The organism is Kitasatospora cinereorecta (assembly GCF_024172095.1).
GTDB classification, from domain to species: Bacteria; Actinomycetota; Actinomycetes; order Streptomycetales; family Streptomycetaceae; genus Kitasatospora; species Kitasatospora cinereorecta.
The window spans coordinates 1,410,837-1,433,178 of record NZ_JAMZDX010000003.1; the positions used below are offsets into that span (position 1 = coordinate 1,410,837).

The following is a 22,342-nucleotide window of genomic DNA, read 5'->3' on the forward strand; positions in this document are numbered from 1 at the left end:
GGAGTGTAGGGCTCAGAAGGCCGGGTGTTCGCGGGTGTCGAGGGCGGCGCGGCCCGCCATGGTGGAGGAGGCCTCCGCGTGGAAGCGGCGGGGGATCCGGCCGGCCCGGTGGGCGAGCCGGCCGGCCTCGACCGCGCGGCGCATCGCGTCGGCCATCAGCACCGGGTCCTGGGCGCGGGTCACGGCGGACGCCAGCATCACGGCGGAGCAGCCGAGTTCCATCGCCAGGGCGACGTCGGAGGCGGTCCCGGCGCCGGCGTCCAGGATCACCGGGACGCCCGCACTCTCCACGATCAGCTGGAAGTTGTGCGGGTTGCGGATGCCCAGGCCGGAGCCGATCGGCGAGCCCAGCGGCATGATCGCCGCGCAGCCGACGTCCTCCAGCTTCCGGGCCAGCACCGGGTCGTCGTTGGTGTACGGGAGGACCACGAAGCCGTCGTCGACCAGGGTCTCGGCGGCGTCCAGCAGCTCGATCGGGTCCGGCAGCAGGGTGCGCTCGTCGGCGATCACCTCCAGCTTGACCCAGTCGGTGCCCAGCGCCTCGCGGGCCAGCCGGGCGGTGAGCACCGCCTCGCCGGCGGTGAAGCAGCCGGCGGTGTTGGGCAGCACCCGGATGCCGTTGCGGGTGAGCACGTCCAGGACCGAGCCCTGGGTCGTGGCGTTCACCCGGCGCATCGCCACCGTGGTCAGCTCCGTGCCGGACAGCCGCAGGGCCTGCTCCAGCACATCCAGGCTGGGGGCGCCGCCGGTGCCCATGATCAGCCGCGAGGTGAAGGTGGTGTCGGCGATGGTGAAGAGGTCGTCGGCCATCGGTTCAGCCTCCCTGGACGGCGGTGAGGATCTCGACCCGGTCGCCGTCGGCGAGCGCGGTGGTCTGCCACGAACCGCGCGGCACCACGGCCTCGTTGAGGGCGGCGGCCACCCCGCCGGTGGCCCGGCTCAGTGCGGCGACCACGTCGGCGAGCGTGGTGGCGGCGGGCAGCTCGCGCGGCTCGCCGTTGACGGTGAGGGAGATCTGGTTCATGCGGAGACCTTGGTGGTGAAGCGGTCGGGGGAGAAGGCGGCGGCCAGGTCCGGCAGCGCACCGGTGGCCAGGTACTCGGCCAGCAGGTCGCCGGTCACCGGGGTGAGCAGCACGCCGTTGCGGTAGTGCCCGGTGGCGGCCACCAGCCCGGGCAGGGCGGTCGGGCCGAGCAGCGGAGCGTTGTCGGGGGAGCCGGGCCGCAGGCCCGCGTTGGTCTCGGCGAGCGGCAACTCGGTGATGCCGGGCACGAGTTCGTGGGCGTCCCGGAGCAGTTCCCAGACCCCGCCGGCGGTCACCGTGGTGTCGTACCCCTGCTCCTCGCTGGTCGCCCCGATCACCAGCTCGCCGTCCGCGCGCGGGACCAGGTAGATGTGCTGACCGCGCACCACCGCCCGGACGTTGCGGGAGAGGAACGGCCGGTACAGCGGCGGGATGTGCAGCCGCAGCACCTGCCCCTTCACCGGGCGGATCGCCGGCAGCACGCCCGCGGGCAGACCGGGCAGCAGATGGCTGCGGCACCCGGCGGCCAGCACCAGCCGCTCGCCCGTGACCGTCCCCCCGCCGTCCAGCCGGACGCCGCTCGCCCGGCCGTCGGTCACCAGCAGTTCGGCCGCCTCGGCCCGGTGGAACGTCACGCCGGTGCGCTCGCACGCCGCCACCAGCGCCGCGGCGAGCCGCCGCCCGTCCACCTGGTGATCGTCCGTCACGTGCAGGCCGCCCCGGACGCCGGGGGCCAGCATCGGCTCCAGCTTCCGGCACTCGCGGCCGCTCAGCCACTGCGAGTCCAGGCCCAGCCGCTGGTGGAAGGCGTGCAGCTCGCGCAGCTCCTCCCGGTCGTCGGCGTCCAGCGCGACCGCCAGCGTGCCGGTCTGCCGGTACCCGGTGTCCAGCCCGGTCAGAGCGGTCAGCTCGGCCGCGAAGTCGGCGTACCGCTCGTTGGACGCCATGCCCAGGCGCAGCAGGGGCTCCTCGCCGTACTGCAGTTCCGTCACCGGTGCCAGCATGCCCGCCGCCACCTGCGCCGCGCCGCCGCCGGGAGCCGGGTCGACCACCGCCACCGCCAACGAGCGCTGCGCGGCCCGCCAGGCGACCGCGAGGCCGATGATGCCGCCGCCGATCACCAGGACGTCCGTGTCGGTCCGTGCCAAGTCTCTTCTGCTCCCTTCGCCGGAATGACCCGGATCAGGTTCGGACGGTCGCAGGCCGCTCCAGCCCGCCTCTCAGCCCGGTGCGCCGGGCTCCCGTGATGTGAGGTGTGCACCCACCATAACGCCGGGTGCCGCCTCGGCCGAAGGCGCGTACGAGGGGTGGACAGCCCTCGATAGGGTGGGCCGCGTGGCTGAGCTGAACGGTACGGACAGGGTGGTCGTGGTCGGCGGCGGCATGGCGGGCGCGCAGGCCGCGCTCGGCCTGCGTCAGGGCGGCTGGCGGGGCGCCGTCACCCTGGTCGGCGACGAGCCGCACAGCCCGTACGACCGGCCGCCGCTCTCCAAGGACGTGCTCCTCGGCAAGTCCGACTCCACCGCCTTCGACATCGACTGGGACCACCTCGGCGTCGAACTCCTCCCCGGCCGCCGGGCCGTCGGCCTCCGCCCCGGTCTGCTGCAGCTCGACGGCTCCACCGAGCTGCCGTACGACGCCCTGGTGATCGCCACCGGCGCCGCGCCGCTCGCCCTGCCCGGCACCGAGGGCGCCCACCTGCTGCGCACCCTCGACGACGCCCTCGCCCTGCGCGCCCTGCTCACCCCCGGCAAGCGCCTCGTCCTGGTCGGCGCCGGCTGGATCGGCGCCGAGACCGCCACCGTCGCCCGGCAGCTCGGCTGCGAGGTCACCGTGGTCGAGGCCGGCCCCGCCCCGCTGCCCGGCGCCCTGCCCGCCGAACTCGGCGCGCTGATGGCCGCCTGGTACGCCGACGCCGGGATCGTCCTGCGCTGCGGCGCCGCCGTCGCGGGCCTCGAACCCGGCGCCGTCCTGCTCGCCGACGGCACCCGCCTCGACGCCGACGAGGTCGTCGTCGGCATCGGCGCCCGCCCCGCCACCGGCTGGCTCGCCGGCAGCGGCATCGACCTCGACCCCGGCGGCGCCGTCCTGGTCGACGAGCGGCTGCGGACCTCGCTCCCCGGCGTCTGGGCCGCCGGCGACTGCACCTCCTACCCCTCCGCCCGCTCCGGCACCCGGCTGACCGTCCAGCACTGGGACCACGCCCTGCAGTCCGGCAGCGCCGTCGCCGCCTCCATGCTCGGCTCCGACGCCCCGTACGACCCGGTGCCGTACTTCTGGTCCGAGCAGTTCGGACGCATGGTCCAGTACGCCGGGCGGCACACCGACGCCGACCGGCTGCTGTGGCGCGGCACCCCCGCGGACGCCGACTGGACCGTGCTGTGGCTGCGCTCCGACGTGCTGGTCGCCGCGCTGTCCGTGGACCGCCCGCGCGACCTCAACCAGGCCCGGCGGCTGATCGACCGCGCCACCCGGCTGGACCCGGCGCGGGCCGCCGACCCCGCCGTCCCGCTGAAGGCCGCCGCCGCGGACTGACCGGCGGAGGGGGCGAGGCCGGGGCGCGCGGACCCGCTCGGGAGGGGGCAATCTCGCGTCGGAGGGGCACGGGATGGCAGGCTGGTGCCGTGAGTGAGATCGATCCCAAGATTGACGCCCTGATTCCCGCCTGGATGTACCTCCCCGACATCTCCGAGCAGTGGGGAGTACTGGTCACCGAGGTCCGCACCATGGTGAAGACCGGCACCCTGCTGGCCGTCCGCCGCGGCGAGAACAAGTCGCTGCAGGTACCCGCCGACTTCATCGACACCGACGGCCCGGTCAAGCACCTGGTCGGCACCCTGACCGTGCTCCGCGACTGCGGCTTCTCCGACCAGGAGATCCTCGAGTGGATGTTCACCGAGGACCCGTCCCTGCCCGGCACCCCCATCCAGGCCCTCCGCGAGAACCGCGCCACCGAGGTCAAGCGCCGCGCCCAGGCCATGGCCCTGTGACCGCCCCCACCGACGGCCCCGACGCCCGCGCCGCACTCGCGGACGCCCGGCTCTACCTGTGCACCGACGCCCGCCGCGAGCAGGGCGACCTCCCCGAGTTCCTGGACGCCGTCCTCGCCGGCGGCGTGGACATCGTCCAGCTCCGCGACAAGAACCTCGAAGCCAAGCAGGAACTCGAATACCTGGAGATCTTCGCCGACGCCGCCCGCCGGCACGGCAAGCTCTTCGCCGTCAACGACCGCGCCGACGTCGCCCACGCCGCCCGGCCCCACGTGCTGCACCTCGGGCAGGACGACCTGCCGGTGCCCGCCGCGAGGGCGATCCTCGGGGACGACGTGATCATCGGCCGCTCCTGCCACGCCGAATCCGAAGTGGACGCCGCCATCGCCGAACCCGGCGTCGACTACTTCTGCACCGGCCCCGTCTGGCCCACCCCCACCAAGCCCGGCCGCCCCGCCCCCGGCCTCGGCCTCGTCACCCACGCCGCCAAGGCCGCCACCGACCGCCCCTGGTTCGCCATCGGCGGCATCGACCTCGACAACCTCGACGACGTCCTCGCCGCCGGGGCCACCCGCGTCGTCGTCGTCCGCGCCATCACCGCCGCCCCCGACCCGGGCGCCGCCGCAACCGCCTTCGCCGAGCGCCTCCGCAACTAGCTCCGCTTCAGGGGCTGGTGCATTGAGGGGCTCGGGGAACTGCGAGGCCGGCCCCGGGGGCGGGTTCGCCTCAATGGTGGGGCCGACCGGGGGTGGGGCTTCTGCCTGCGGAGGGCTCTACCTGAGCTGTCTCCCGTTTCGCGCAGTTCCCCGCGCCCCTGGCCTTGAGGGGCTTCCGGTTCGCGCAGTTCCCCGCGCCCCTGCTTTGAGGGGCTCAGTACTTGCGGACGGTGGCCGCGTCGGCGAGGGCGCGGAGGACGTCGCGGGTGGGCCCGGAGGCGAGGGGGGCGGCGTCGAGGGCGGCGAGGGACTGTCCCATGAGGTGGTCGATCCGCTGCTCGACGAGGTCGGCCGCGCCGCTGCGTTCGACCAGCGTGCGCAGGACGGCGACCTCGTCGGCGCCGAGGTCGGGCGCGCCGAGCCGCTCGTCGAGGTGGCGGGCGTCCGCGGCGGGCAGGCGCCGCATCGCGTGGGCGATCAGCAGCGTCCGCTTCCCCTCCCTCAGGTCGTCGCCGGCGGGCTTCCCGGTGACGGCGGGGTCGCCGAAGACGCCGAGCAGGTCGTCGCGGAGCTGGAACGCCTCGCCGAGCGGCAGGCCGAAGGCCGCGTACGCCTCGACGAGGTCGGGCCCGCCGCCGGCGAGCAGCGCGCCGACCTGGAGCGGCCGTTCGATGGTGTACTTCGCGGACTTGTAGTGCAGGACGGTCTGCGCCCGTTCCAGCGCGCCGTCGTCGGTGGAGTCGCCGGCCACCGGTTCGAGGACGTCGAGGTACTGACCGAGCATCACTTCGGTCCGCATCAGGTCGAACGCGGGCTTCGCGGCGCGCACGGCGGCGTCGTCGAGGCCGCTGGCCTGGAAGAGTTCGTCGCACCAGATGAGCAGCAGGTCGCCGAGCAGGACGGCGGCGGAGGCCCCGTACTGTTCGCGGTCGCCGCGCCAGCCGTTGCTCCGGTGGAGTGTTTCGAAGCGGCGGTGGACGGAGGGCAGGCCGCGGCGGGTGTCGCTGCGGTCCATCAGGTCGTCGTGGACGAGCGCGCTGGCCTGGAGGAGTTCGAGGGCGGCGGCGGCCCGTTCGATGCCGGGGCTGTCGGCGGCGCCGCCGGCGCCGCGCCAGCCCCAGTAGCAGAAGGCGGGCCGCAGGCGCTTGCCGCCGTCGAGCAGGAAGTCGCGCAGGGCGTCGGCGACCGGCCCGAGCTGGGGCGAGATGCCGGAGAGCAGTGCCTGCCGGCCGTCCATGAACGCGGCGAGCGCGGCGTTGATCCGCTCGCGGACGGCCTCCGCGTCGACGGGGTTGGCGGTGAGGCTACGGGGCGAGGGCACGGCGGACTCCGGATCGATCGGCTGACAGTCAGACTAACGAAGGACCACCCGTGGGCCGGAATCGCACTGGCGGGGACACCACCCGACCGGCCCATCACCGTCTCGTTCGGTGTCTCACTTGGTGGAACGGGTTTGTTTGCGGCCCTTCACCGACGGCTAACCTGCCACCATGGCACTCGGCATTCCCTCCACCAGAAGCGACCGCGCACAGACCGTGCGTGATCTGCTGGCGGCAGGCGACCGTTCGTTCTCCTTCGAGTTCATGCCTCCGCGCAGCGAGGAGGCCGAGCGCAAGCTCTGGGACGCGATCCGCCGGGTCGAGGCCCTGGACCCGAACTTCGTCTGCATGACGTACGGCGCCGGCGGCTCCTCGCGCGGCCGCACCGTCAACCTGGTCGGCCGGATCGCCACCGAGACCACGCTGACGCCGGTCGCCCACCTGACGGCCGTCGACCACTCGATCGCCGAGCTGCGCAACATCATCGGGCAGTACGCGGACGAGGGCGTGCGCAACGTCCTCGCGGTGCGGGGCGACCCGCCCGGCGACCCGATGGGGGAGTGGGTGCGCCACCCGCAGGGCGTCACCTACGCGTACGAGCTGGTCGAGCTGATCAAGAGCATCGGCGACTTCTGCGTGGGTGTCGCGGCGTTCCCGCAGATGCACCCGCGCTCGGAGAACTGGGACGACGACATCCGGCACTTCGTCCGGAAGTGCCGGGCGGGCGCCGACTACGCCATCACCCAGATGTTCTTCGAGGTCGAGGACTACCTGCGGCTGCGCGACCGGGTCGAGGCGGCGGGCTGTGCCACGCCGATCATCCCGGAGATCATGCCGGTCACCAACATCCGGCAGCTGGTCCGCTTCCCGCAGCTGTCCGGCTCCGAGTTCCCCGCGGACCTGCAGCGGCGCTTCGAGGCGGTCGCGGACGATCCGGCGGCGGTCCGGGCGATCGGCATCGAGCACGCCACCGCGATGGCCGAGCGGCTGCTCGCCGAGGGCGCGCCGGGCCTGCACTTCATCACGCTGAACCACTCCACGTCGACGCTGGAGATCTACCAGAACCTGGGCCTGCACAAGCGCTGACCCCACCCGGTTCCGCGCTGCGTGCCGCTGCGCGGAATGCGGTGCTGTTCGCCTGGAGGCGGTACAGTCGCCCGCAACCGTGCGGCGTGCTTCTGGAGGTAGCGGGATGGGCATCGGATACCTGCTCCTCTATGCCGCATTGGCGCTCGTCGCGCTCTGGCTGGTCGCCGAGCTGCTGCTGCAGAGCCGCGCCCCGCTGCACTGGCGGGCGGTCGCGCTCGGCGGATTCCTCTGCGTGGTCGCCGGGATGCAGCTGCAGTCGGTGATCGTGATCGGCCTCGGCGCGGCCGCGTTCGCCGTCGGCCAGGTCTTCGTCACCCTGTCGGTCAAGCGCGGGCAGCCCGTCGGCTGGTCGCTGCGCCGCCCCGACGGCAGCCTGCCGGGACCGCTCGCCCGCGTTCCGCTGCTGGCCGCCGCCACCGGCGGAGTGGCGGCCGCGACCGCGGTCGCGGCCGTTCCGCAGGTCGGCGAGGTCGGCCCGATCGAGGACGAGCAGCCGGCCGCCCCCTTCGCGTACGAGCAGCTCCAGGAGATCGGCGACGACGGCGTCTACGCCGAGGAGCCGTCCGCCCAGACCTACTACCAGCAGCCCGAGCAGCAGCAACAACAGGGCTACTACCAGCAGGGCTACGAGCAGCAGCAGTGGCAGCAGCAGCCCGTGTACGGCTACGACGCCTACGGCCAGCCGGTGTACCAGGACCCGTACGCGCAGCAGCAGTACCAGCAGCAGTACCAGGCCGCCGGCTGGACCGACCCGCAGGCCGCCCAGCAGCAGCAGTCGTGGGAGTACCAGCAGCAGTACCAGCAGGCGTACGGCTACCAGCAGCCGCAGACGTGGGACTACCAGCAGCAGTCCTGAGCCCCGCGGGGTGCAGGCCGTCAGGCCGGGCCGATCAGGCCGGCGGTGATGCACGCGGACATGCCGACGCGGGCGAGTCCGCCGCCGGGGTGGGCGTGGCCGCCGATCAGGTAGAGGCCCGGAGTGGGGGACTCGTTGGCCGGAGCGAGCGGTCCGCCGGCCAGTGACGGCGCGGGGACGTACGGCGTATGCCGGGTCTCGTGCCAGAGCAGCCGCTCCCGCAGGTCGACACCGTTCGCGGCGAGGTGCTCCAGCAGGTGCTCGGCGAAGCCGGCCGGGTCGACCGCGCCCGGGACGGTGACGGTCAGGGTCGCCGACTCGTGGTCCGCGTCCGGCACCAGCGCCGCATCGTCCGGCCGGAGCAGCTGGACGGTGGGCCGCTCGGGCAGGGCCCCGCGCCGCAGGGCGTCGAGCTCCCGCTCCCCGTCGGCCGCGTGCACCACGGTGCGGTGGACGGTCCCCTCCGGCCGAGCGCCGCGCAGCGCCAGCAGCACGGTGATACGGCCACCCGCCGGGGTGCCGGTCGGGCCTGCCTCGGGGGCCGCCCCGGGGTCCGCCGAGCTGAGCACGAGGTCCGCCGCGATCCGCTCCCCGCCCACCTCCACACCGCACACCCGGCCGTCCTCCACCACCGGCACCGCCGCGGCGCCGAAGCGGAACTCCACCCCGCGCAGCTCGCACCGCCGGTACACCGCGTCGGCGAGCGCCCGCAGGCCGCCCCGGACGTACCAGACGCCGAACGACTGCTCCATGTAGGGCAGGACGGTCGCGGCGGCGGGCGCGGCGGCCGGATCGAGGCTGTGCCGCAGCGCGTACTCGGTGAGCAGCGCGGTCAGCCCGGGGTGGCCGCCGAGTTCCCGGCGGGCGACGTCGGCCAGGGTGTGGCGGCCGGACGGCAGCCAGCGGGCCAGGCCGCGGCGGGCCGGGACGGGGTACGGGTCGGCCACCGGCTCGGCCGGACGCGGCTCCTCCAGCAGGGGCCTGCGGGTGGCCTCCCACACGGTGCGGCCCCGGTTGACGACCGCGCCCCAGCGCTCGCCGGCGCCGGCCCCGAACGCGGCGTCCAGGGCCCGGCCGACGCCGCCCCGGGAGGCGTTGGCCAGCACCACGTCGCTGCCGTCGGGGAACAGGTGGCGGCTCTCCGGATCGACCGGGGCGAGCTCGACCAGCTGCTCCAACGGCTCACGGCCGGTCTTCAGGGCGAGGTCGCGGTAGACCGCGGGCAGGGCCAGCAGGCCGGGGCCGGTGTCGAAGGCGAAGCCCTCGCGCTCGTACCGGCCGACCATGCCGCCGTAGGTGCCGGACGCCTCGCAGACCGTCACCCGGTGCCCGAGGGTGGCCAGCCGCGAGGCCGCGGCGAGCCCGCCCATTCCCGCGCCGATGATGACGATCCGTGCCATGGGCACCGATCCTAGGACCCGCTCAGCGCCGGTCCGTACCCGGCCTTGGTGGCGCGGCGCTCGCGGCGGCGCTGGAGGAAGCGGCGGATCCGGGAGAACGCGAACCAGACCAGCAGGACGCCGAGGGCGAGCAGGACGCCGGCGATCGAGGCGGCCACCCAGGGGTGGAAGATCGCCAGGGTGACCAGGCCGGCCACCGAGAGGTCCTCCAGCAGGCTGACCACGATGTTGGAGGCGGGCTCCGGCGAGGTGTTGACGGCCATCCGCAGGGACGCCTTGATGCCGTGGCTGACCAGGGCCGAGACGCCGCCGACCGCGCCGGCGGCGACCTCGCCGAGCGAGCCCGGGTCGTGGGCGGCCATCAGCGCGCCGACGGTGGCGCCGGCGATCGGGCGGATCACGGTGTGGATCACGTCCCAGACCGTGTCCACGTACGGGATCTTGTCGAACACCGCCTCGCAGAGGAACAGCACCCCGGCCGCGATCAGCACGTCGGTCCGCTCCAGCACCGGCGGCACCGTCTCGGCTCCGCCGAACCGGCCGAACAGGCCCAGCAGCAGCACCACGGCATAGGCGTTGATACCGCTGGCCCAGCCGCTGGTGAAGATCAGCGGGATGGCGTTCACCCCTGGCTCCCCTCCGCGAAGGCCGCCCGACTGCCGGACGGCCGCCGGCCTACGCTACCGCCCGCCGGGCACCGCCCCGGGCCCGGTGCGGACGGCCGCCGGACGGCGGAGCGGTCCGGGTACGGATGGTCCGGGTACGGGGTGATCCGAGCACGGGACGGACTGAGTACGGGTACTCAGACCGAGGATTGAGTACCCGAGCGGATAGCCCCCGGACCGCGGGGAGGGCACAGTGGTGGCCACGGACCGGCGAGTCGGAAGCCCGTCGGACCGGGACGCGCCCCGCGTCGGCCGGAGCCCGTGGGGGATCGACGGCCGCCAGCGGCGGCCGGGGCGCGGTCACCACGGTCGGAGGAGCAGCCTCCGCACCGCCGGCACGGGGCGGCGGAGCAGGGCTGCGGGGGACCGACCGGACCGGGGGGAGACCGGTTGCGCCGCGTGCGAGGGCGCCACCGGTGGACGTGGGGGCGACACCGCGCGACGGGGCCACGGGGGTACGTGGCCCGCCCGTCGCCGCGGTGTCGCCCGCCCCGTTTCCGGGGCCGGCGTCGGCACGGAGACCGGATTGTCAGTGGTGCCGTTCACGATGGTGGGGCACGGACCATCCGGGTCCGCGCACCCGCCTCGGAACGGGGGAGATCATGACGGCAGTCCGCCCTGAACAGCTCCCAGTGCCCGTACCAGTGCCCGTGCCCACGACCGTACCCGTGCCCGCCGCGCGCGACCGCGGCGCCGACGTCCACCCGGTGCTGCGCCGGGCCTCCGCCCCGCCGGCCGCGATCGACCTGCTCCGGCAGGCGCAGCGCACCCTGATCCAGGCCCGCGGCCTGGAGGATCCGCTGGAGCGGTACGCCACCGCGCACCTCGCCGCGCTGCGGACCACCGCAGCGGTGCTGGCCGTCCGCGGCCGGCCGGAGCGCAATCCGCGCCGTCGCCATGCCATCCGCAGTGCCTGGGAGCTGCTGCCGGAGGTCGCTCCCGAGCTCGTGGAGTGGGCGACGTACTTCGCCGCCGGCGCCCGCCGGCGGGCCGCCGCGGAGGCCGGGATCGCCGGCTCGGCCACCGCGCGGGACGCCGACGACCTGATCCGCAACACGGCCCTGTACCTGCGGATCGTGGAGCGGTTACTGGCGGTGCCGGGGCGCAGGTAGCGGCGGCGCAGCGGCGGCGCAGCGCCTGCGCGGTGCCTGCGCGGTGCCTGCTCTCAGCGGCTCGCCGATGCCCGTAAGGTGGACTCCGTTCGGCCGACACCCCTGTGCTGAGGAGTTCCGCCTTGTACCCGACGCGTCCCCGCAGTGCCCTGCGTACCGCTGTGGTGTGGGAGGTGGTGAAGGCGGCGCTGGAGCGGCGGTCCACCGAGGTGGGCCGTCCGGTGCTGGACGTGCTCGACACCGGCGGCGGCACCGGCAACTTCGCCGTGCCCGTGGCTCGGCTCGGCCACCGGGTGACCGTGGTCGACCCGAGCCCGGACGCGCTGTTCGCGCTGGAGCGCCGCGCCGCCGAGGCGGGCGTCACCGACCTGGTCAGGGCCGTCCAGGGCGACACCCAGACGCTGCCCGAGGTGGTCGAGGCCGCCTCGGTGGACGCCGTGCTCTGCCACGGGGTGCTGGAGGTCGTCGACGACCCGGCCGAGGCGCTGGCCAGCCTGACCGGCACGCTGCGCAAGGGCGGGCTGGTCAGCCTGCTCGCCGCCAACCGCAACGGCGCGGTGCTGGCCAGGGCGCTGTCCGGCCACTTCGCCGAGGCCCGCACCGTGCTGGACGCGCCGGACGGCCGTTGGGGAGCCGGCGACCCGATGCCGCGCCGCTTCACCGGCGAGGAGCTGACCGAGCTGGCCTCCGCGGCCGGTCTGCGGGTGACCTCGGTGCACGGCGTCCGGGTCTTCGCCGACCTGGTCCCCGGCGTGCTGGTGGACACCGAGCCCGGTGCCGTGGAGGCCCTGCTGAAGCTGGAGCTGGCCGCCGCCGAGCAGCCCGCTTTCCACGCCGTCGCCACCCAGCTCCACCTGCTGGCGGAACTCGACTGATCCGGCGGGTGCTTTCGGGCACTTGTGCCGCCGCTGCGGCGTTGGGAACCGTGCGGGCCGCGAGTGGAAGTGGCCCGAGCCACGCTGGATTGACCACGCCGAAGTCGGCCCTCGAACCGTATGATCTGGGTAAAGCCGGTAAGCATGACACCCAGACCCATGGGGCATATGGACCACACAGGGCCGAGCCAGGGGTGGTGGACCGGTCGCCCCGCGACCGACGAGTAGGAGGACTCCGTGCCGCTCTCGGAGCACGAGCAGCGACTGCTCGAGCAGATGGAGCGAGCGCTGTACGCCGAAGATCCCAAGTTCGCGTCGGCGCTCGAGGGAACCGGCCTGCGCACCTACACCCGTCGGAGGGTCTACCTGGCCGTCGCGGGGTTCGTGGCGGGCGTCGCTCTCCTGATGGGCGGCATGGTCGCCCAGCAGATCTGGGTGAGCGTGGTGGGGTTCGTGGTGATGCTGGGTTGCGCGGTCCTCGCCGTGACGGCGTGGAGGCGCGGTCCGGCAGGTCACGGATCGGGTCCGAGGCCAGCCTCGGCACCGCACCGCAAGACTGGAGTGATGGACCGCATGGAGCAGCGCTGGCAGCGCCGCCGGGACGAGCAGCAGGGCCTGTAAGCGGGTCCGACCGGAACGGAAGAGGGCGGGCAGTCGAACCGACTGCCCGCCCTCTGCGTTGCCCGGAACCTACCGGCCGTCGCGGCGCAGCCGTCGCAGGACCGTCTCGCGGGCCTTCGCCAGCCCGTCGGCCACCCGCTCCCTGGCCGCCATGGTGCGGTCGGCGATCCGCCACCACACCTGGACGGTGGAGGCCGGCAGCAGCACCGCGCGGATCCGCCCGAGCCGTCCCGCGTGGGCCCGCAGGCCGACCCGGGCGGTGCGGACGTCCGCCGCCAGCCGGGCCGGCGCGTCGGTGGTGCGGGCGTACAGCACTCGCTCGGTGGCCAGCGCGACCCGGCCGGCGGCCGCCTCGGACTCGGCGTCCAGCTCGGCGGCCTCGGCGAGGCGCCGGACGGTGTGCCGCGGGGTGCGGGCGTCGTCCGGCGGGATGCCGAGGTCCCAGGCGGAGTCGATCAGCTCCGCCCAGGCGGCCAGCACCTGGGCATCGCTGAGCTCGGCCCGCTCCGCACCGTCGGCGGCCTTCGCCGCGCCGGGCAGGTGCCGGCCGGGCCCGAGCCGCCGGCGGCGCAGCCGCGCCCGCCACAGCATCGGCGTGGTGAGCAGCAGCAGGACCAGCCCGATCAGCGACAGCACCGCCAGCACCTGCCAGTTCTCCCACCAGGCGTTGCCGGCGGCGGCGTGCTGGACGGCCAGCGAGTCGTCCGCGCAGTCGCCGATCTTGCGCTGCTGCGCGGTGCAGTGGGTGTCACCGCTCGCCGACGGCGAGGCGTTGTCACTGGCGCCCGCGCTCGGCTGCTGGCTGGAGGCGGCCGGCGACGGGGCGGTCTGGCTGCGGGTGTACGCGGGGACGACGCCCCGGCCCGGGGTCGGCTCGAACCGCAGCCAGCCCACGCCCTGGAAGTACAGCTCCGGCCAGGCGTGGAAGTTGGAGCTGCGGACGATCCGCGCCTTGCTGTCACCGGTGCCCGGGGTGAAGCCGATGGCCACCCGGGACGGGATGTGCAGCGAGCGGGCCATCGCCGCCATGGTGGCGGCGAAGTGCACGCAGAAGCCGTCCTTGTCCTGGAGGAACTTGGCGATGGCGTCCGGACCGGTGCGCGGTTCGACCTTGGTGCTGTACGTGAAGGCGCCGCTGGTGAAGTAGTCCTGCAGGGCCACGGCCTGCTCGTACTTGCTCTTCTTGCCCTTGGTCACGTCGGTCGCGGTCTGGGCGACCACCGGCGGCAGGTTCTCGGGCAGCTCCAGGTAGCGGTTGCTGACCGTGGCCGGGACGGCCGAGGCCGCGACCAGCTGGTCGAAGGTCGGCTGGACGGTGGCCGAGCCGACCGTGTACTGCAGGTTGTTGAGCTTCTGGCCCTGCGCGGAGAGCGTGCGGGCGGCCTTGTCGAAGCGCCAGTTGGTCAGCGGACCGACCTCGACCCAGTTGGCCGGGTAGGGCATCGGCAGCCAGGAGGTGGACAGCTTGTCGGAGAGCTTGACCGTGGTGCGCTCCGAGCCGGTGGCGACGGTCGGGGACAGGCCCTCGGGGAGCGGCAGCGGCGTCGGGACGGCGTCCAGCGACTGGTCGCCGATCGTCCACTCCTGACCGTTGAAGTCGCTCAGCGCGGCGACCCGCAGGTACTCCTCGCTGGCCTCGCCGGACTCGGTGGTGAAGCGCAACAGCTCGGTGTCGTCGTTGTTGCGCAGGTTGGCGGTGAGCGCCACCACCAGGTTGAGCGAGCGCTCGCCGCCGCCCGTCCCGCCGATGCCGGTGCCCGTCCCGCTGCCGCCGCCGAACCCGCCCACCAGGCCCAGCCCGGCGTGCGGCAGGAACGCGGGCAGCACCAGCGCGAACAGCAGCGCGATCACGCCGACCCGCTGGCCGCCGTGGGCCATCCCGGTGGAGGCCCGCCCGGTGCCGTGGAACACCCGGCCCCAGCGGGAGAGCCGGTCCTGGCCCTCGGTGTACAGCAGCCCCAGGTAGCCGACCGCGGCGAACAGGAACCACAGCCAGCTCCCGCCGGCCCCGCCGGACAGCCCGGTGCCCACCGAGTAGAGGGCGAGCAGCGGCAGGCCGGCCGCGGCCGCCCGCTTGTACGTCACGGCCAGCGCGTCCGCCAGCACGGCGACCACGGCGACCGCACTGATCACGATCAGCCGCAGGCCCGGAGTGCCGGGCGCCGGGATGGAGTACTGGCGGATGTCCTCGCCGCCGGTGCGCAGCAGTTCGCCGGCCGCCGCCAGCGCCCGGCCGCCCGGGAGCAGGCCGTACGCCATCGAGCCCTGCACCGACGTCAGCAGCAGCACGTACGCCACCGCGAGCAGTTGCAGCGGCACCACGAGGCCGCGCGGCAGCGGCAGCACCCGCAGGCCCGCGCCGATGCCGGCGGCCGCCGCGATCATCAGCAGCCCGTGCGGGATCAGCTGCATGGAGTCGTGGAACAGCGGCATCAGGCACAGCGCCGTCAGCGCGGTGGCCAGCGCCGCGCTCAGGGTCAACTTGGCCCTGGTGGTCACGGACCCACCTCGTCTCGGTAGGCGGCGGAGTTGTGAGTGGCGTCGGCGAGGCGCCACAGGGCGGGCAGCGCGTCGCCGACGCGGACCGGCAGCACCGTCCAGCCGGCCTCGCGCAGCCGCCGGACGTTCTGCTCCAGGACGGGGTCGGCCGACTCCGACATGATCCGCAGGCCCGCCCAGCCGGCGGTGTCCAGCAGCAGGGCGACGGCCCCGCCGGTACGGCGGCGCAGCCGGCCCAGGCGGACCGCCTGCTCCTCGTCCAGTGTGCCGAGGACGGCCACCAGCAGGCCCTCGCCGCCGAGCCGCAGCGCCTCCTCGGCGCGGGCCAGGCCGCCGCCGTCGGAGTGCTCGACCACGGCCAGGGTGTCCAGCAGCAGCCCGGCCGACTCGGCGACCGTGGAGGTGCCGGTGCCGGCCTCGGGGACGCTCACCCCGGTGTCGGTGAGCAGCCGGGTCTGGTACCCGCGCTCGATCAGGTGGACGCCGACCGAGGCGGCGCAGCTGACCGCCCACTCGAAGGAGGAGGCCGGGCCGCTGCCGCGGTGCGCGGTCTCGCGGGTGTCCAGCAGCACCGTGGCGCGGGCCTTCAGCGGCTGCTCCTCGCGGCGCACCATCAGCTCGCCGTAGCGGGCGGTGGACTTCCAGTGCACCCGGCGCAGGTCGTCGCCGTGCCGGTACTCGCGCGGGATCACGTCGTCGTCGCCGGCCAGCGCCAGCGTGTGCATGTTGGAATCGCCCTGGCCCGCCCACTCGCCCGGCAGCTTCACCGGGGGCAGGCTCTGGGTCTGCGGCACCACTGTGAGCAGGTCCGAGGCGGAGAACGAGCGGGTCAGCTCGCACATCCCGAACGGGTCGGAGAGCCGCAGCTGGAGCGGCCCCAGCTGGTAGCGGCCGCGCAGGTCCGAGCGGACCCGGTAGGAGACCTCCCGGAAGCCGCGCGGCTCGATCCGGTCCAGCACGAAGCGCGGGCGCGGCCCGAGCACGTACGGGACCCGGTCCTCGAGCAGCAGCAGACCGGTGGGCACCCGCGAGACGTTGTCCAGCCGCAGGTGGACCCGGGCCTCCTGGCCGGCCGCCGCCCGGTGCGGGGTGAGCCGGCGCCCACCCGCCACCCGGTAGCGGGTGCGCATCAGGAGCAGCGCGGAGGCCAGCGGCAGGGCCGCCAGCAGCACGCCGACCTGGAACAGCGCGTCCTGGCCGAAGACGTAGGCGCAGCCCGCCGCGGTCAGTCCCGCGGCCAGGAAGGAGCGGCCCCGGGTGGTCAGCCCGCGCAACCCTGCCCGGAGGCCGATGGGGCTGTCGGAGCGGGCCATCTCAGCGACCCTGCGGACGCGGGATCGGCAGCCGGGCCACCAGGTCGAGCACCACCTGCTCGGCGGTGCGGCGGCTCAGCTGGGTCTCCGAGGTGGGCAGCAGGCGGTGGGCCAGCACCGGGACGGCCAGCGACTGGATGTCGTCCGGCAGCACGTAGTCGCGGCCGTCCAGCGCGGCGTGCGCGCGGGCCGCACGGACCAGGTGCAGGGTGGCGCGCGGCGAGGCGCCCAGGCGCAGCTCCGGCGAGGTACGGGTGGAGGCCACCAGCTGCACCGCGTAGCGGCGCACCGGGTCCGACACGAACACCGTCTTCACCAGATCGATCAGCTTCAGCAGGTCGTGCGCGTGCGCCACCGGCTGCAGGTCGTCCAGCGGGTTGGCCGCGGAGTGCAGGTCGAGCATGGCGAACTCGGCCTCGGCGCTGGGGTAGCCGATCGACACCCGGGCCATGAAACGGTCCCGCTGCGCCTCCGGCAGGGCGTACGTGCCCTCCATCTCCACCGGGTTCTGGGTGGCGACCACCATGAACGGCGACGGCAGCTCGTAGCTGGTGCCGTCGATGGTGACCTGGCGCTCCTCCATCGACTCCAGCAGCGCCGACTGGGTCTTCGGCGACGCCCGGTTGATCTCGTCGCCGACCACGATCTGCGCGAAGATCGCGCCCGGGCGGAACTCGAAGTCGCGCCGGTGCTGGTCGAAGACGTTGGTGCCGGTCACGTCGGACGGCAGCAGGTCCGGGGTGAACTGGATCCGGCGGACGGTGCAGTCGACGGACCGGGCCAGCGCCTTGGCCAGCATGGTCTTGCCGACGCCCGGCACGTCCTCCAGCAGCAGATGGCCCTCGGCCAGCAGTACGGTCAGCGCGATCCGGACCGCCTCGGGCTTGCCCTCGATGACGCTCTCGACCGATGCCCGGACCCGGTCCACGATCGCCGCCAGCTCCGTGAGACCGACCGGCTCCCGCTGCGAGGCCCCCGCTGCCGCGCCCTGTCCGTTGTAGCTCGTCACCCTGTCCGCTCCCAAGTGCCTGTTCCCCGAACAATCAGGCGCATTCTTCCTTGTCGGAGGGCCGGAAGTCACTCGGCTGGGCGACACGCCCCACTTTGACGGTATCCCGGGTATCCGGGGACCACCCGCCTCGCGGCGCCCACCGGCGCCCCGGGATCCCGTCTTCCAGCTTCCAGGCTAAGTCGCTCAGGCGATCTCGCGGAGGAGGCCGGTGTGGACGTCGAAGACGAAGCCGCGGACGTCGTCGGTGTGCGGGAGGAAGGGGGAGGTGCGCACGCGCTGCATCGACTGGCGGACGTCGCCGTCCAGGTCGACGAAGGACTCGACGGCCCACTGCGGGCGCTGGCCGACCTCGAGTTCGAGCTCGCGGCGGAAGTCCTCGGTGAGGCCGAGCAGGCCGCAGCCGGTGTGGTGGATGAGCACCACCGAGCGGGTGCCGAGGGCGCGCTGGCTGATGGTGAGCGAGCGGATGGTGTCGTCGGTGACGACGCCGCCGGCGTTGCGGATGATGTGTGCGTCGCCGAGGTCCAGGCCGAGCGCGGCGAAGAGGTCGAGGCGGGCGTCCATGCAGGCCACGACGGTGACCTTCTGGACGGGGCGGGCGTCCATGCCGCCGTCCCGGAAGGTCTTGGCGTAGGTCCGGTTCGCCTCGACGAAGCGGTCGGTGATGGACGGCGGGGTGGTGGCAGCGGCAGTCGGCGTGGGCCGGTCAGGGGTCACTGTCATGGGGACGACGGTAATAGGATTTCCGCCGCCGCGGCACGGGCCCCGGAACCTTGATCGGCCGCTGTGACCGACGGCATAGCGGGGCCCCGCGGGGGCATCCGGCCGGATGGTGCGGGTTTGCCCCGGTCTGCCCGGCGCGGACGGTCGGCCGCACACCGCCGCCCCCGGGCCCCCGTCACCGGCCCGACCTGCGCAAACCCGTACCTCCGCCCGGGTGGTGCCCCGTCGCGGAGCGTTGACTGGCCGGAACCGGGCGATAGGCTGGCGGCGCAGTGGGGCGCGGTCCGCACGCACCCCGCGGCCTCCACCCGCTCCGTGGCCACCTGGCGCACCTTCCCCGGTGCCGGGCGGTCACTCCTTCCCCAGGCGAGCGGGCGGGGACCACGGGTGGCGTACGGACCGCCCGGCGCGGTGGAGGACAATGGGTCCTCGCCAACCGCACCGAGGAAGGGCCACGACCCGATGAGTACCGCAAGTCCGGCCCCTGCCCCGAAGCACGTCCCGGTGATGCTGCAGCGCTGTATGGACGCGCTGGCCCCGGCGATCTCCGCCCCCGGCGCGGTCGTGGTGGACGCGACCCTCGGCCTCGGCGGTCACAGCGAGGCCCTGCTCACCCAGTTCCCCGAGGTCCGGCTGGTCGCGGTGGACCGCGACCCGGCCGCCCTGAAGCTCTCCGGCGAGCGGCTGGCCCGCTTCGGCGAGCGCGCCACCCTGGTGCACGCCGTCTACGACGAGATCCCCCAGGTGCTGGACGACCTGGGCATCGCGCGGGTCCAGGGCGTGCTGTTCGACCTCGGCGTCTCCTCCATGCAGCTGGACGAGGCCGAACGCGGCTTCGCGTACGCCCAGGACGCGCCGCTGGACATGCGGATGGACCAGACCCGCGGCCTGAGCGCGGCCGAGGTGCTCAACACCTACAGCCACGGCGACCTGGCGCGGATCCTCAAGGTGTACGGCGAGGAGCGGTTCGCCGGGAAGATCGCCTCGGTGATCGTCCGCGAACGCGAGAAGGAACCGTTCACCACCAGCGCGCGTCTTGTCGAGCTGGTACGCAACGCCATCCCGGCCGCCACCCGGCGCACCGGCGGCAACCCGGCCAAGCGCACCTTCCAGGCCCTGCGGATCGAGGTCAACGGCGAGCTGGAGGTGCTGGACCGGGCCGTCCCGGGCGCGCTTTCGCGGCTCGCCGTGGGCGGGCGGATCGTGGTGATGTCCTACCAGTCCCTGGAGGACCGTCTGGTCAAGCAGTACCTTCAGGCCGGCGCCACCTCCACCGCCCCGCCCGGGCTGCCGTTCGTACCCGAGGAACTCCAGCCCTGGCTGAAGCTGCACACCCGCGGGGCCGAGCTGGCGACCGAGGCGGAGATCGAGGAGAACCGGCGCGCCGCGCCCGTGCGGCTGCGTGTGGCGGAGAGGATCAGGGAGACCCGGGGCTAGGTGAGGTCTACGGGGGAGGAAGAGGCGAGGGAGACTGCGGTGCCGGTGGCCGGCGAGAGGGCTCGGGGGGTTCTCCCCGGGCAGGGGGGAAAGGCCCGACTGAACACCCGGTTGGGGTCCGTACGGCCGCGGGGGCGTTCGGTTCGCGGGCGGACGCCGTTCGCGGTGCTGGTGGTGGTGCTGCTCTCGGCCGGCCTGCTCGGGCTGCTGATGCTCAACACCGCGCTCAACCAGGGCTCGATCAAGCTCGCCCGGCTGCAGAAGCAGACCACCGAGGCGACCGACCAGCAGCAGACCCTGCAGCACCAGATCGACCAGCAGTCCGCGCCGGACGCACTGGAGCGCCGGGCCCGCGAGCTCGGCATGGTGCCCGGCGGCGACCCGGCCTTCCTCGGCGACGACGGCAAGGTGCTCGGCACGCCGAAGGAGGCCCAGGACAGCCCGCCGGTCAAGCGCTCCGGCAACGAGCCCTGGCAGTCCCCGTCCGGCGGTCAGCCCTCGCCGGCCGCCTCGCCCACCGACCCCGGGGTGGAGCTGGCCCCGCTGCCGCCGGCCGGCGCGAGCCCGGCCGCGTCGGCCCCCGCGTCGGCCCCCGCGTCGGCTGGGGGCGGGCGATGAGCGAGCCCCGCAAACCCTCCCGGCCCGCCCGGCCGCAGCCCGCCAGGCCCGCCCGGCCGCGCGGCGAGCAGTCCCGCGGCGAGCAGTCCCGCTCCGACAGGCCCCGTACCGAGAAGTCCCGCAACGAGCAGCCGCGCCCCCGTACCCCGCGCCCGCGCACCCCGGAACCGCGCCGGGCCGGCGCCGCCGGGCCCGCGGCCCGCCGTCCGCAGCGGCCGCCGACCCGCCCGCAGGCGCGGTCGATCAAGCTGGCCGACCCGCGCCGCCGCCTGCGGCTGGTCTCGGTCTCGCTGGCCGCGGTCTTCGCGGTGTTCGCCGGCCGGCTGGTCCAGCTCCAGCTGCTGGACTCCGACGCGCTGGCCGCCGCGGCCGGCGCCAACAAGTACGTCCGGGCCACCCTGCCGGCCGAGCGCGGATCGATAACGGCCGCCAACGGCACCGTGCTCGCCACCAGCGTGGACGCGTACGACATCACCGCCGACCCGACCATGCTCACCCCCGAGGCGATGCACCTGGCGGACGCGCCCGAGCAGGCGGCCGCCCTGCTCGCGCCGATCCTCGGGCAGCCCAAGGAGAAGCTGGCCGCCGCCCTGCACCCCAACCCCAAGAACCCGAAGAGCCAGTACGCGCTGCTCTCGCCCCGGCAGAGCCCGGAGACCAAGGGCCGGATCGCCGACCTCAAGGCCTCGCTGGCCAAGCAGACCGACACCGCGGCCTGCCGCGCCCAGCGGGTGCAGCTCGGCGTGGCCGCCGACAAGGGCGGCCGGCAGTTCCTGGACGTCTCCTGCACCAACCCGCTGGCCGGGGTGTTCTGGGACGAGTCCACCCGGCGCAGCTACCCGGCCGGCGGGCTGGCCGCCAACCTGGTCGGCTTCGTCAACGCCGACGGGGTCGGCACCGGCGGGCTGGAACTGCAGTACCAGAAGGAGCTGGCGGGCGTGGCCGGCCGCTCCACCTACGCCTCGGCCGGCGGCCGGCGGGTGCCCACCGCGGGCGGCAGCCGGCAGGACCCGGTGCCCGGCTCCGACGTGCGGCTGACCATCGACCCGGACATCCAGTGGGCGGCCCAGCGGGCGATCACCGACCAGGTCGCCAACGCCGGTGCGGAGAAGGGCTACGTGATCGTCCAGGACGTGAAGACCGGTCAGGTCCTGGCCATGGCGACCTCGCCCGGCTTCGACCCCAACGACCTGTCCTCGGCCAAGCCCGAGCAGCTCGGCAACGCGGCCCTCCAGGACGCGTACGAGCCGGGCTCCACGGCCAAGCTGATGACCATGGCGGCGGTGCTGGACACCGGATCGGCCACCTGGGACACCCATGTGACCGTGCCCAACACCCTGCAGCGCTCCGACCGGGTCTTCCACGACGACGTCGACCACGAGACCTGGTACCTGACGCTGGCCGGCGTGCTCGCCAAGTCCTCCAACATCGGCACCATCGAGGCCGCCGAGCACCTGGGCGCGACCCAGGCCGACGCCAACAAGGTGCTGGGCGGCTACCTGCAGAAGTTCGGCATCGGCCAGCCGACCGGACTCGGCTTCCCCGGCGAGACCCGGGGCATCCTGGCCAAGCCGGAGGACTGGAAGGGCTCGCAGCAGTACACCATCCCGTTCGGCCAGGGCCTGTCGGTCAACGCGCTGCAGGCCACCTCGGTCTTCTCCACCATCGCCAACGGCGGCGTGCGGGTCGCCCCCGCGCTGGTGGCCGGCACCACCGGACCGGACGGGAAGTACACCCCGGCGCCGGCCGGCGCGCAGACCCGGGTGGTGACGGAACAGACCGCCAAGACGCTGACCGAGATGCTGGAGTCCGTCGTCACCGACGAGCAGGGCACCGGCAACAAGGCGCAGATCCCGGGCTACCGGGTGGCCGGAAAGACCGGCACCGCCAACCGGGTGGACCCGAAGACCGGCAAGTACTCCGGGTACACCGCCTCCTTCATCGGCTTCGCCCCGGCGGACCAGCCCCGGGTGACGGTCTCCTGCGTCATCCAGGACCCGGTCAACGGGCACTTCGGCGGCCAGCTGTGCGGCCCCGTGTTCAAGCAGGTGATGGAGTTCGCCCTCAAGACCCTGCAGGTCCCGCCGAGCGGCAGCGAGGCGCCGAACCTGCCCGTCGACTGGAAGCCCTGAG

The 22,342-nt window shown here is 74.2% G+C and carries 21 protein-coding genes and 1 riboswitch; of the genes, 11 read left to right on the forward strand and 10 right to left on the reverse strand.

The window, feature by feature from the left end; genetic code table 11:
- Positions 1–12: 12 nt before the first annotated feature.
- The 3 genes from FHR36_RS19780 to thiO all read right to left on the reverse strand — a co-directional run bounded on the left by FHR36_RS19780 (position 13) and on the right by thiO (position 2,172).
- Positions 13–810 (reverse strand): thiazole synthase, encoded by a 798-nt coding sequence (locus tag FHR36_RS19780; protein WP_253799112.1) that lies wholly within the window; start codon positions 808–810, stop codon positions 13–15.
- A 4-nt stretch (positions 811–814) separates the two neighbouring features.
- Entirely contained in the window at positions 815–1,024 is a 210-nt protein-coding gene (gene thiS, locus FHR36_RS19785; protein WP_253799115.1) for a sulfur carrier protein ThiS, read from the reverse strand.
- Positions 1,021–2,172, reverse strand: a complete 1,152-nt coding sequence (gene thiO, locus FHR36_RS19790; RefSeq protein ID WP_253799118.1) for a glycine oxidase ThiO — start codon at positions 2,170–2,172, stop codon at positions 1,021–1,023. Before thiO ends, thiS begins: the two co-directional genes overlap by 4 nt.
- Positions 2,167–2,279, reverse strand: a riboswitch (TPP riboswitch). It overlaps the preceding gene by 6 nt.
- A 71-nt stretch (positions 2,280–2,350) precedes the next feature.
- Here thiO and FHR36_RS19795 point away from each other — a divergent pair.
- From FHR36_RS19795 to thiE, 3 genes are all read left to right on the forward strand, one after another.
- Positions 2,351–3,559, forward strand: a complete 1,209-nt coding sequence (locus FHR36_RS19795; RefSeq protein ID WP_308199560.1) for an NAD(P)/FAD-dependent oxidoreductase — start codon at positions 2,351–2,353, stop codon at positions 3,557–3,559.
- A gap of 89 nt (positions 3,560–3,648) precedes the next feature.
- Positions 3,649–4,014 carry an Rv2175c family DNA-binding protein gene (locus tag FHR36_RS19800; protein ID WP_253799121.1) on the forward strand — a complete coding sequence of 122 codons (366 nt, stop codon included), beginning with the start codon at positions 3,649–3,651 and terminating at the stop codon, positions 4,012–4,014.
- The gene (gene thiE, locus FHR36_RS19805) at positions 4,011–4,670 is read left to right on the forward strand and encodes a thiamine phosphate synthase (RefSeq protein WP_253799124.1); all 660 of its coding nucleotides are present in this window, start codon (positions 4,011–4,013) and stop codon (positions 4,668–4,670) included. Before FHR36_RS19800 ends, thiE begins: the two co-directional genes overlap by 4 nt.
- Positions 4,671–4,884: 214 nt before the next feature.
- On the opposite strand, the gene FHR36_RS19810 is transcribed toward thiE, so the two are convergent.
- Positions 4,885–5,991, reverse strand: coding sequence for a polyprenyl synthetase family protein (locus tag FHR36_RS19810; protein WP_253799127.1), 1,107 nt, complete (start codon positions 5,989–5,991; stop codon positions 4,885–4,887).
- Positions 5,992–6,160: 169 nt separating this feature from the next.
- Here FHR36_RS19810 and metF point away from each other — a divergent pair, with 169 nt between their 5' ends.
- Complete coding sequence (gene metF / locus FHR36_RS19815; RefSeq protein ID WP_253799130.1) at positions 6,161–7,075, forward strand: methylenetetrahydrofolate reductase [NAD(P)H]; 915 nt, start codon at positions 6,161–6,163, stop codon at positions 7,073–7,075.
- Between the two features lie 106 nt (positions 7,076–7,181).
- On the forward strand, positions 7,182–7,934 hold the full coding sequence (locus FHR36_RS19820) for a hypothetical protein (RefSeq protein ID WP_253799132.1): 753 nt from the start codon (positions 7,182–7,184) through the stop codon (positions 7,932–7,934).
- A gap of 20 nt (positions 7,935–7,954) precedes the next feature.
- Here the strand turns inward: FHR36_RS19820 and FHR36_RS19825 are convergent, their stop codons facing one another.
- Positions 7,955–9,334, reverse strand: a complete 1,380-nt coding sequence (locus tag FHR36_RS19825; RefSeq protein ID WP_253799134.1) for a phytoene desaturase family protein — start codon at positions 9,332–9,334, stop codon at positions 7,955–7,957.
- Positions 9,335–9,345: 11 nt separating this feature from the next.
- The gene (locus FHR36_RS19830; RefSeq protein ID WP_253799136.1) at positions 9,346–9,960 is read right to left on the reverse strand and encodes a DUF4126 domain-containing protein; all 615 of its coding nucleotides are present in this window, start codon (positions 9,958–9,960) and stop codon (positions 9,346–9,348) included.
- A gap of 641 nt (positions 9,961–10,601) precedes the next feature.
- Here FHR36_RS19830 and FHR36_RS19835 point away from each other — a divergent pair.
- The 3 genes from FHR36_RS19835 (at position 10,602) to FHR36_RS19845 (ending at position 12,607) form a co-directional block, all read left to right on the forward strand.
- Positions 10,602–11,111, forward strand: a complete 510-nt coding sequence (locus FHR36_RS19835; RefSeq protein WP_253799138.1) for an SAV_6107 family HEPN domain-containing protein — start codon at positions 10,602–10,604, stop codon at positions 11,109–11,111.
- A 122-nt stretch (positions 11,112–11,233) separates the two neighbouring features.
- Positions 11,234–11,986, forward strand: coding sequence for a methyltransferase domain-containing protein (locus FHR36_RS19840; RefSeq protein ID WP_253799140.1), 753 nt, complete (start codon positions 11,234–11,236; stop codon positions 11,984–11,986).
- A gap of 237 nt (positions 11,987–12,223) precedes the next feature.
- Positions 12,224–12,607, forward strand: coding sequence for an SCO2097 family morphological protein (locus FHR36_RS19845; RefSeq protein ID WP_253799142.1), 384 nt, complete (start codon positions 12,224–12,226; stop codon positions 12,605–12,607).
- Positions 12,608–12,676: 69 nt separating this feature from the next.
- Here FHR36_RS19845 and FHR36_RS19850 read toward each other — a convergent pair whose 3' ends face one another.
- The 4 genes from FHR36_RS19850 to FHR36_RS19865 all read right to left on the reverse strand — a co-directional run bounded on the left by FHR36_RS19850 (position 12,677) and on the right by FHR36_RS19865 (position 18,154).
- Positions 12,677–15,106: a transglutaminase TgpA family protein gene (locus tag FHR36_RS19850; RefSeq protein WP_253799146.1), complete on the reverse strand. Its 2,430-nt coding sequence runs from the start codon at positions 15,104–15,106 to the stop codon at positions 12,677–12,679.
- Entirely contained in the window at positions 15,103–16,419 is a 1,317-nt protein-coding gene (locus FHR36_RS19855) for a DUF58 domain-containing protein (RefSeq protein WP_253799148.1), read from the reverse strand. The genes FHR36_RS19850 and FHR36_RS19855 overlap by 4 nt, the downstream gene beginning before the upstream one ends.
- A gap of 1 nt (position 16,420) precedes the next feature.
- Positions 16,421–17,428 carry an AAA family ATPase gene (locus FHR36_RS19860; protein WP_253799150.1) on the reverse strand — a complete coding sequence of 336 codons (1,008 nt, stop codon included), beginning with the start codon at positions 17,426–17,428 and terminating at the stop codon, positions 16,421–16,423.
- A gap of 186 nt (positions 17,429–17,614) precedes the next feature.
- Complete coding sequence (locus tag FHR36_RS19865) at positions 17,615–18,154, reverse strand: beta-class carbonic anhydrase (RefSeq protein ID WP_253799151.1); 540 nt, start codon at positions 18,152–18,154, stop codon at positions 17,615–17,617.
- A gap of 462 nt (positions 18,155–18,616) precedes the next feature.
- On the opposite strand from FHR36_RS19865, the gene rsmH reads away from it, so the two are divergent.
- From rsmH to FHR36_RS19880, 3 genes are all read left to right on the forward strand, one after another.
- Positions 18,617–19,591 (forward strand): 16S rRNA (cytosine(1402)-N(4))-methyltransferase RsmH, encoded by a 975-nt coding sequence (gene rsmH / locus FHR36_RS19870; RefSeq protein WP_253799152.1) that lies wholly within the window; start codon positions 18,617–18,619, stop codon positions 19,589–19,591.
- 165 nt (positions 19,592–19,756) lie between these two features.
- Positions 19,757–20,209 carry a cell division protein FtsL gene (locus FHR36_RS19875; RefSeq protein ID WP_253799154.1) on the forward strand — a complete coding sequence of 151 codons (453 nt, stop codon included), beginning with the start codon at positions 19,757–19,759 and terminating at the stop codon, positions 20,207–20,209.
- A complete protein-coding gene (locus tag FHR36_RS19880) occupies positions 20,206–22,341 on the forward strand; it encodes a peptidoglycan D,D-transpeptidase FtsI family protein (protein ID WP_253799156.1) in 2,136 nt (711 codons plus the stop codon). Before FHR36_RS19875 ends, FHR36_RS19880 begins: the two co-directional genes overlap by 4 nt.
- Position 22,342 lies beyond the last annotated feature (1 nt).

Excerpts from the sequence above, each read along its gene's own strand:
- FHR36_RS19835 (WP_253799138.1), top strand. The coding sequence starts at position 10,602 with ATGACGGCAGTCCGCCCTGAACAGCTCCCAGTGCCCGTACCAGTGCCC.
- FHR36_RS19780 (WP_253799112.1), bottom strand. The coding sequence starts at position 810 with ATGGCCGACGACCTCTTCACCATCGCCGACACCACCTTCACCTCGCGG.
- metF (WP_253799130.1), top strand. The coding sequence starts at position 6,161 with ATGGCACTCGGCATTCCCTCCACCAGAAGCGACCGCGCACAGACCGTG.
- FHR36_RS19865 (WP_253799151.1), bottom strand. The coding sequence starts at position 18,154 with ATGACAGTGACCCCTGACCGGCCCACGCCGACTGCCGCTGCCACCACC.
- FHR36_RS19855 (WP_253799148.1), bottom strand. The coding sequence starts at position 16,419 with ATGGCCCGCTCCGACAGCCCCATCGGCCTCCGGGCAGGGTTGCGCGGG.
- FHR36_RS19820 (WP_253799132.1), top strand. The coding sequence starts at position 7,182 with ATGGGCATCGGATACCTGCTCCTCTATGCCGCATTGGCGCTCGTCGCG.
- FHR36_RS19825 (WP_253799134.1), bottom strand. The coding sequence starts at position 9,334 with ATGGCACGGATCGTCATCATCGGCGCGGGAATGGGCGGGCTCGCCGCG.
- thiS (WP_253799115.1), bottom strand. The coding sequence starts at position 1,024 with ATGAACCAGATCTCCCTCACCGTCAACGGCGAGCCGCGCGAGCTGCCC.
- rsmH (WP_253799152.1), top strand. The coding sequence starts at position 18,617 with ATGAGTACCGCAAGTCCGGCCCCTGCCCCGAAGCACGTCCCGGTGATG.
- FHR36_RS19880 (WP_253799156.1), top strand. The coding sequence starts at position 20,206 with ATGAGCGAGCCCCGCAAACCCTCCCGGCCCGCCCGGCCGCAGCCCGCC.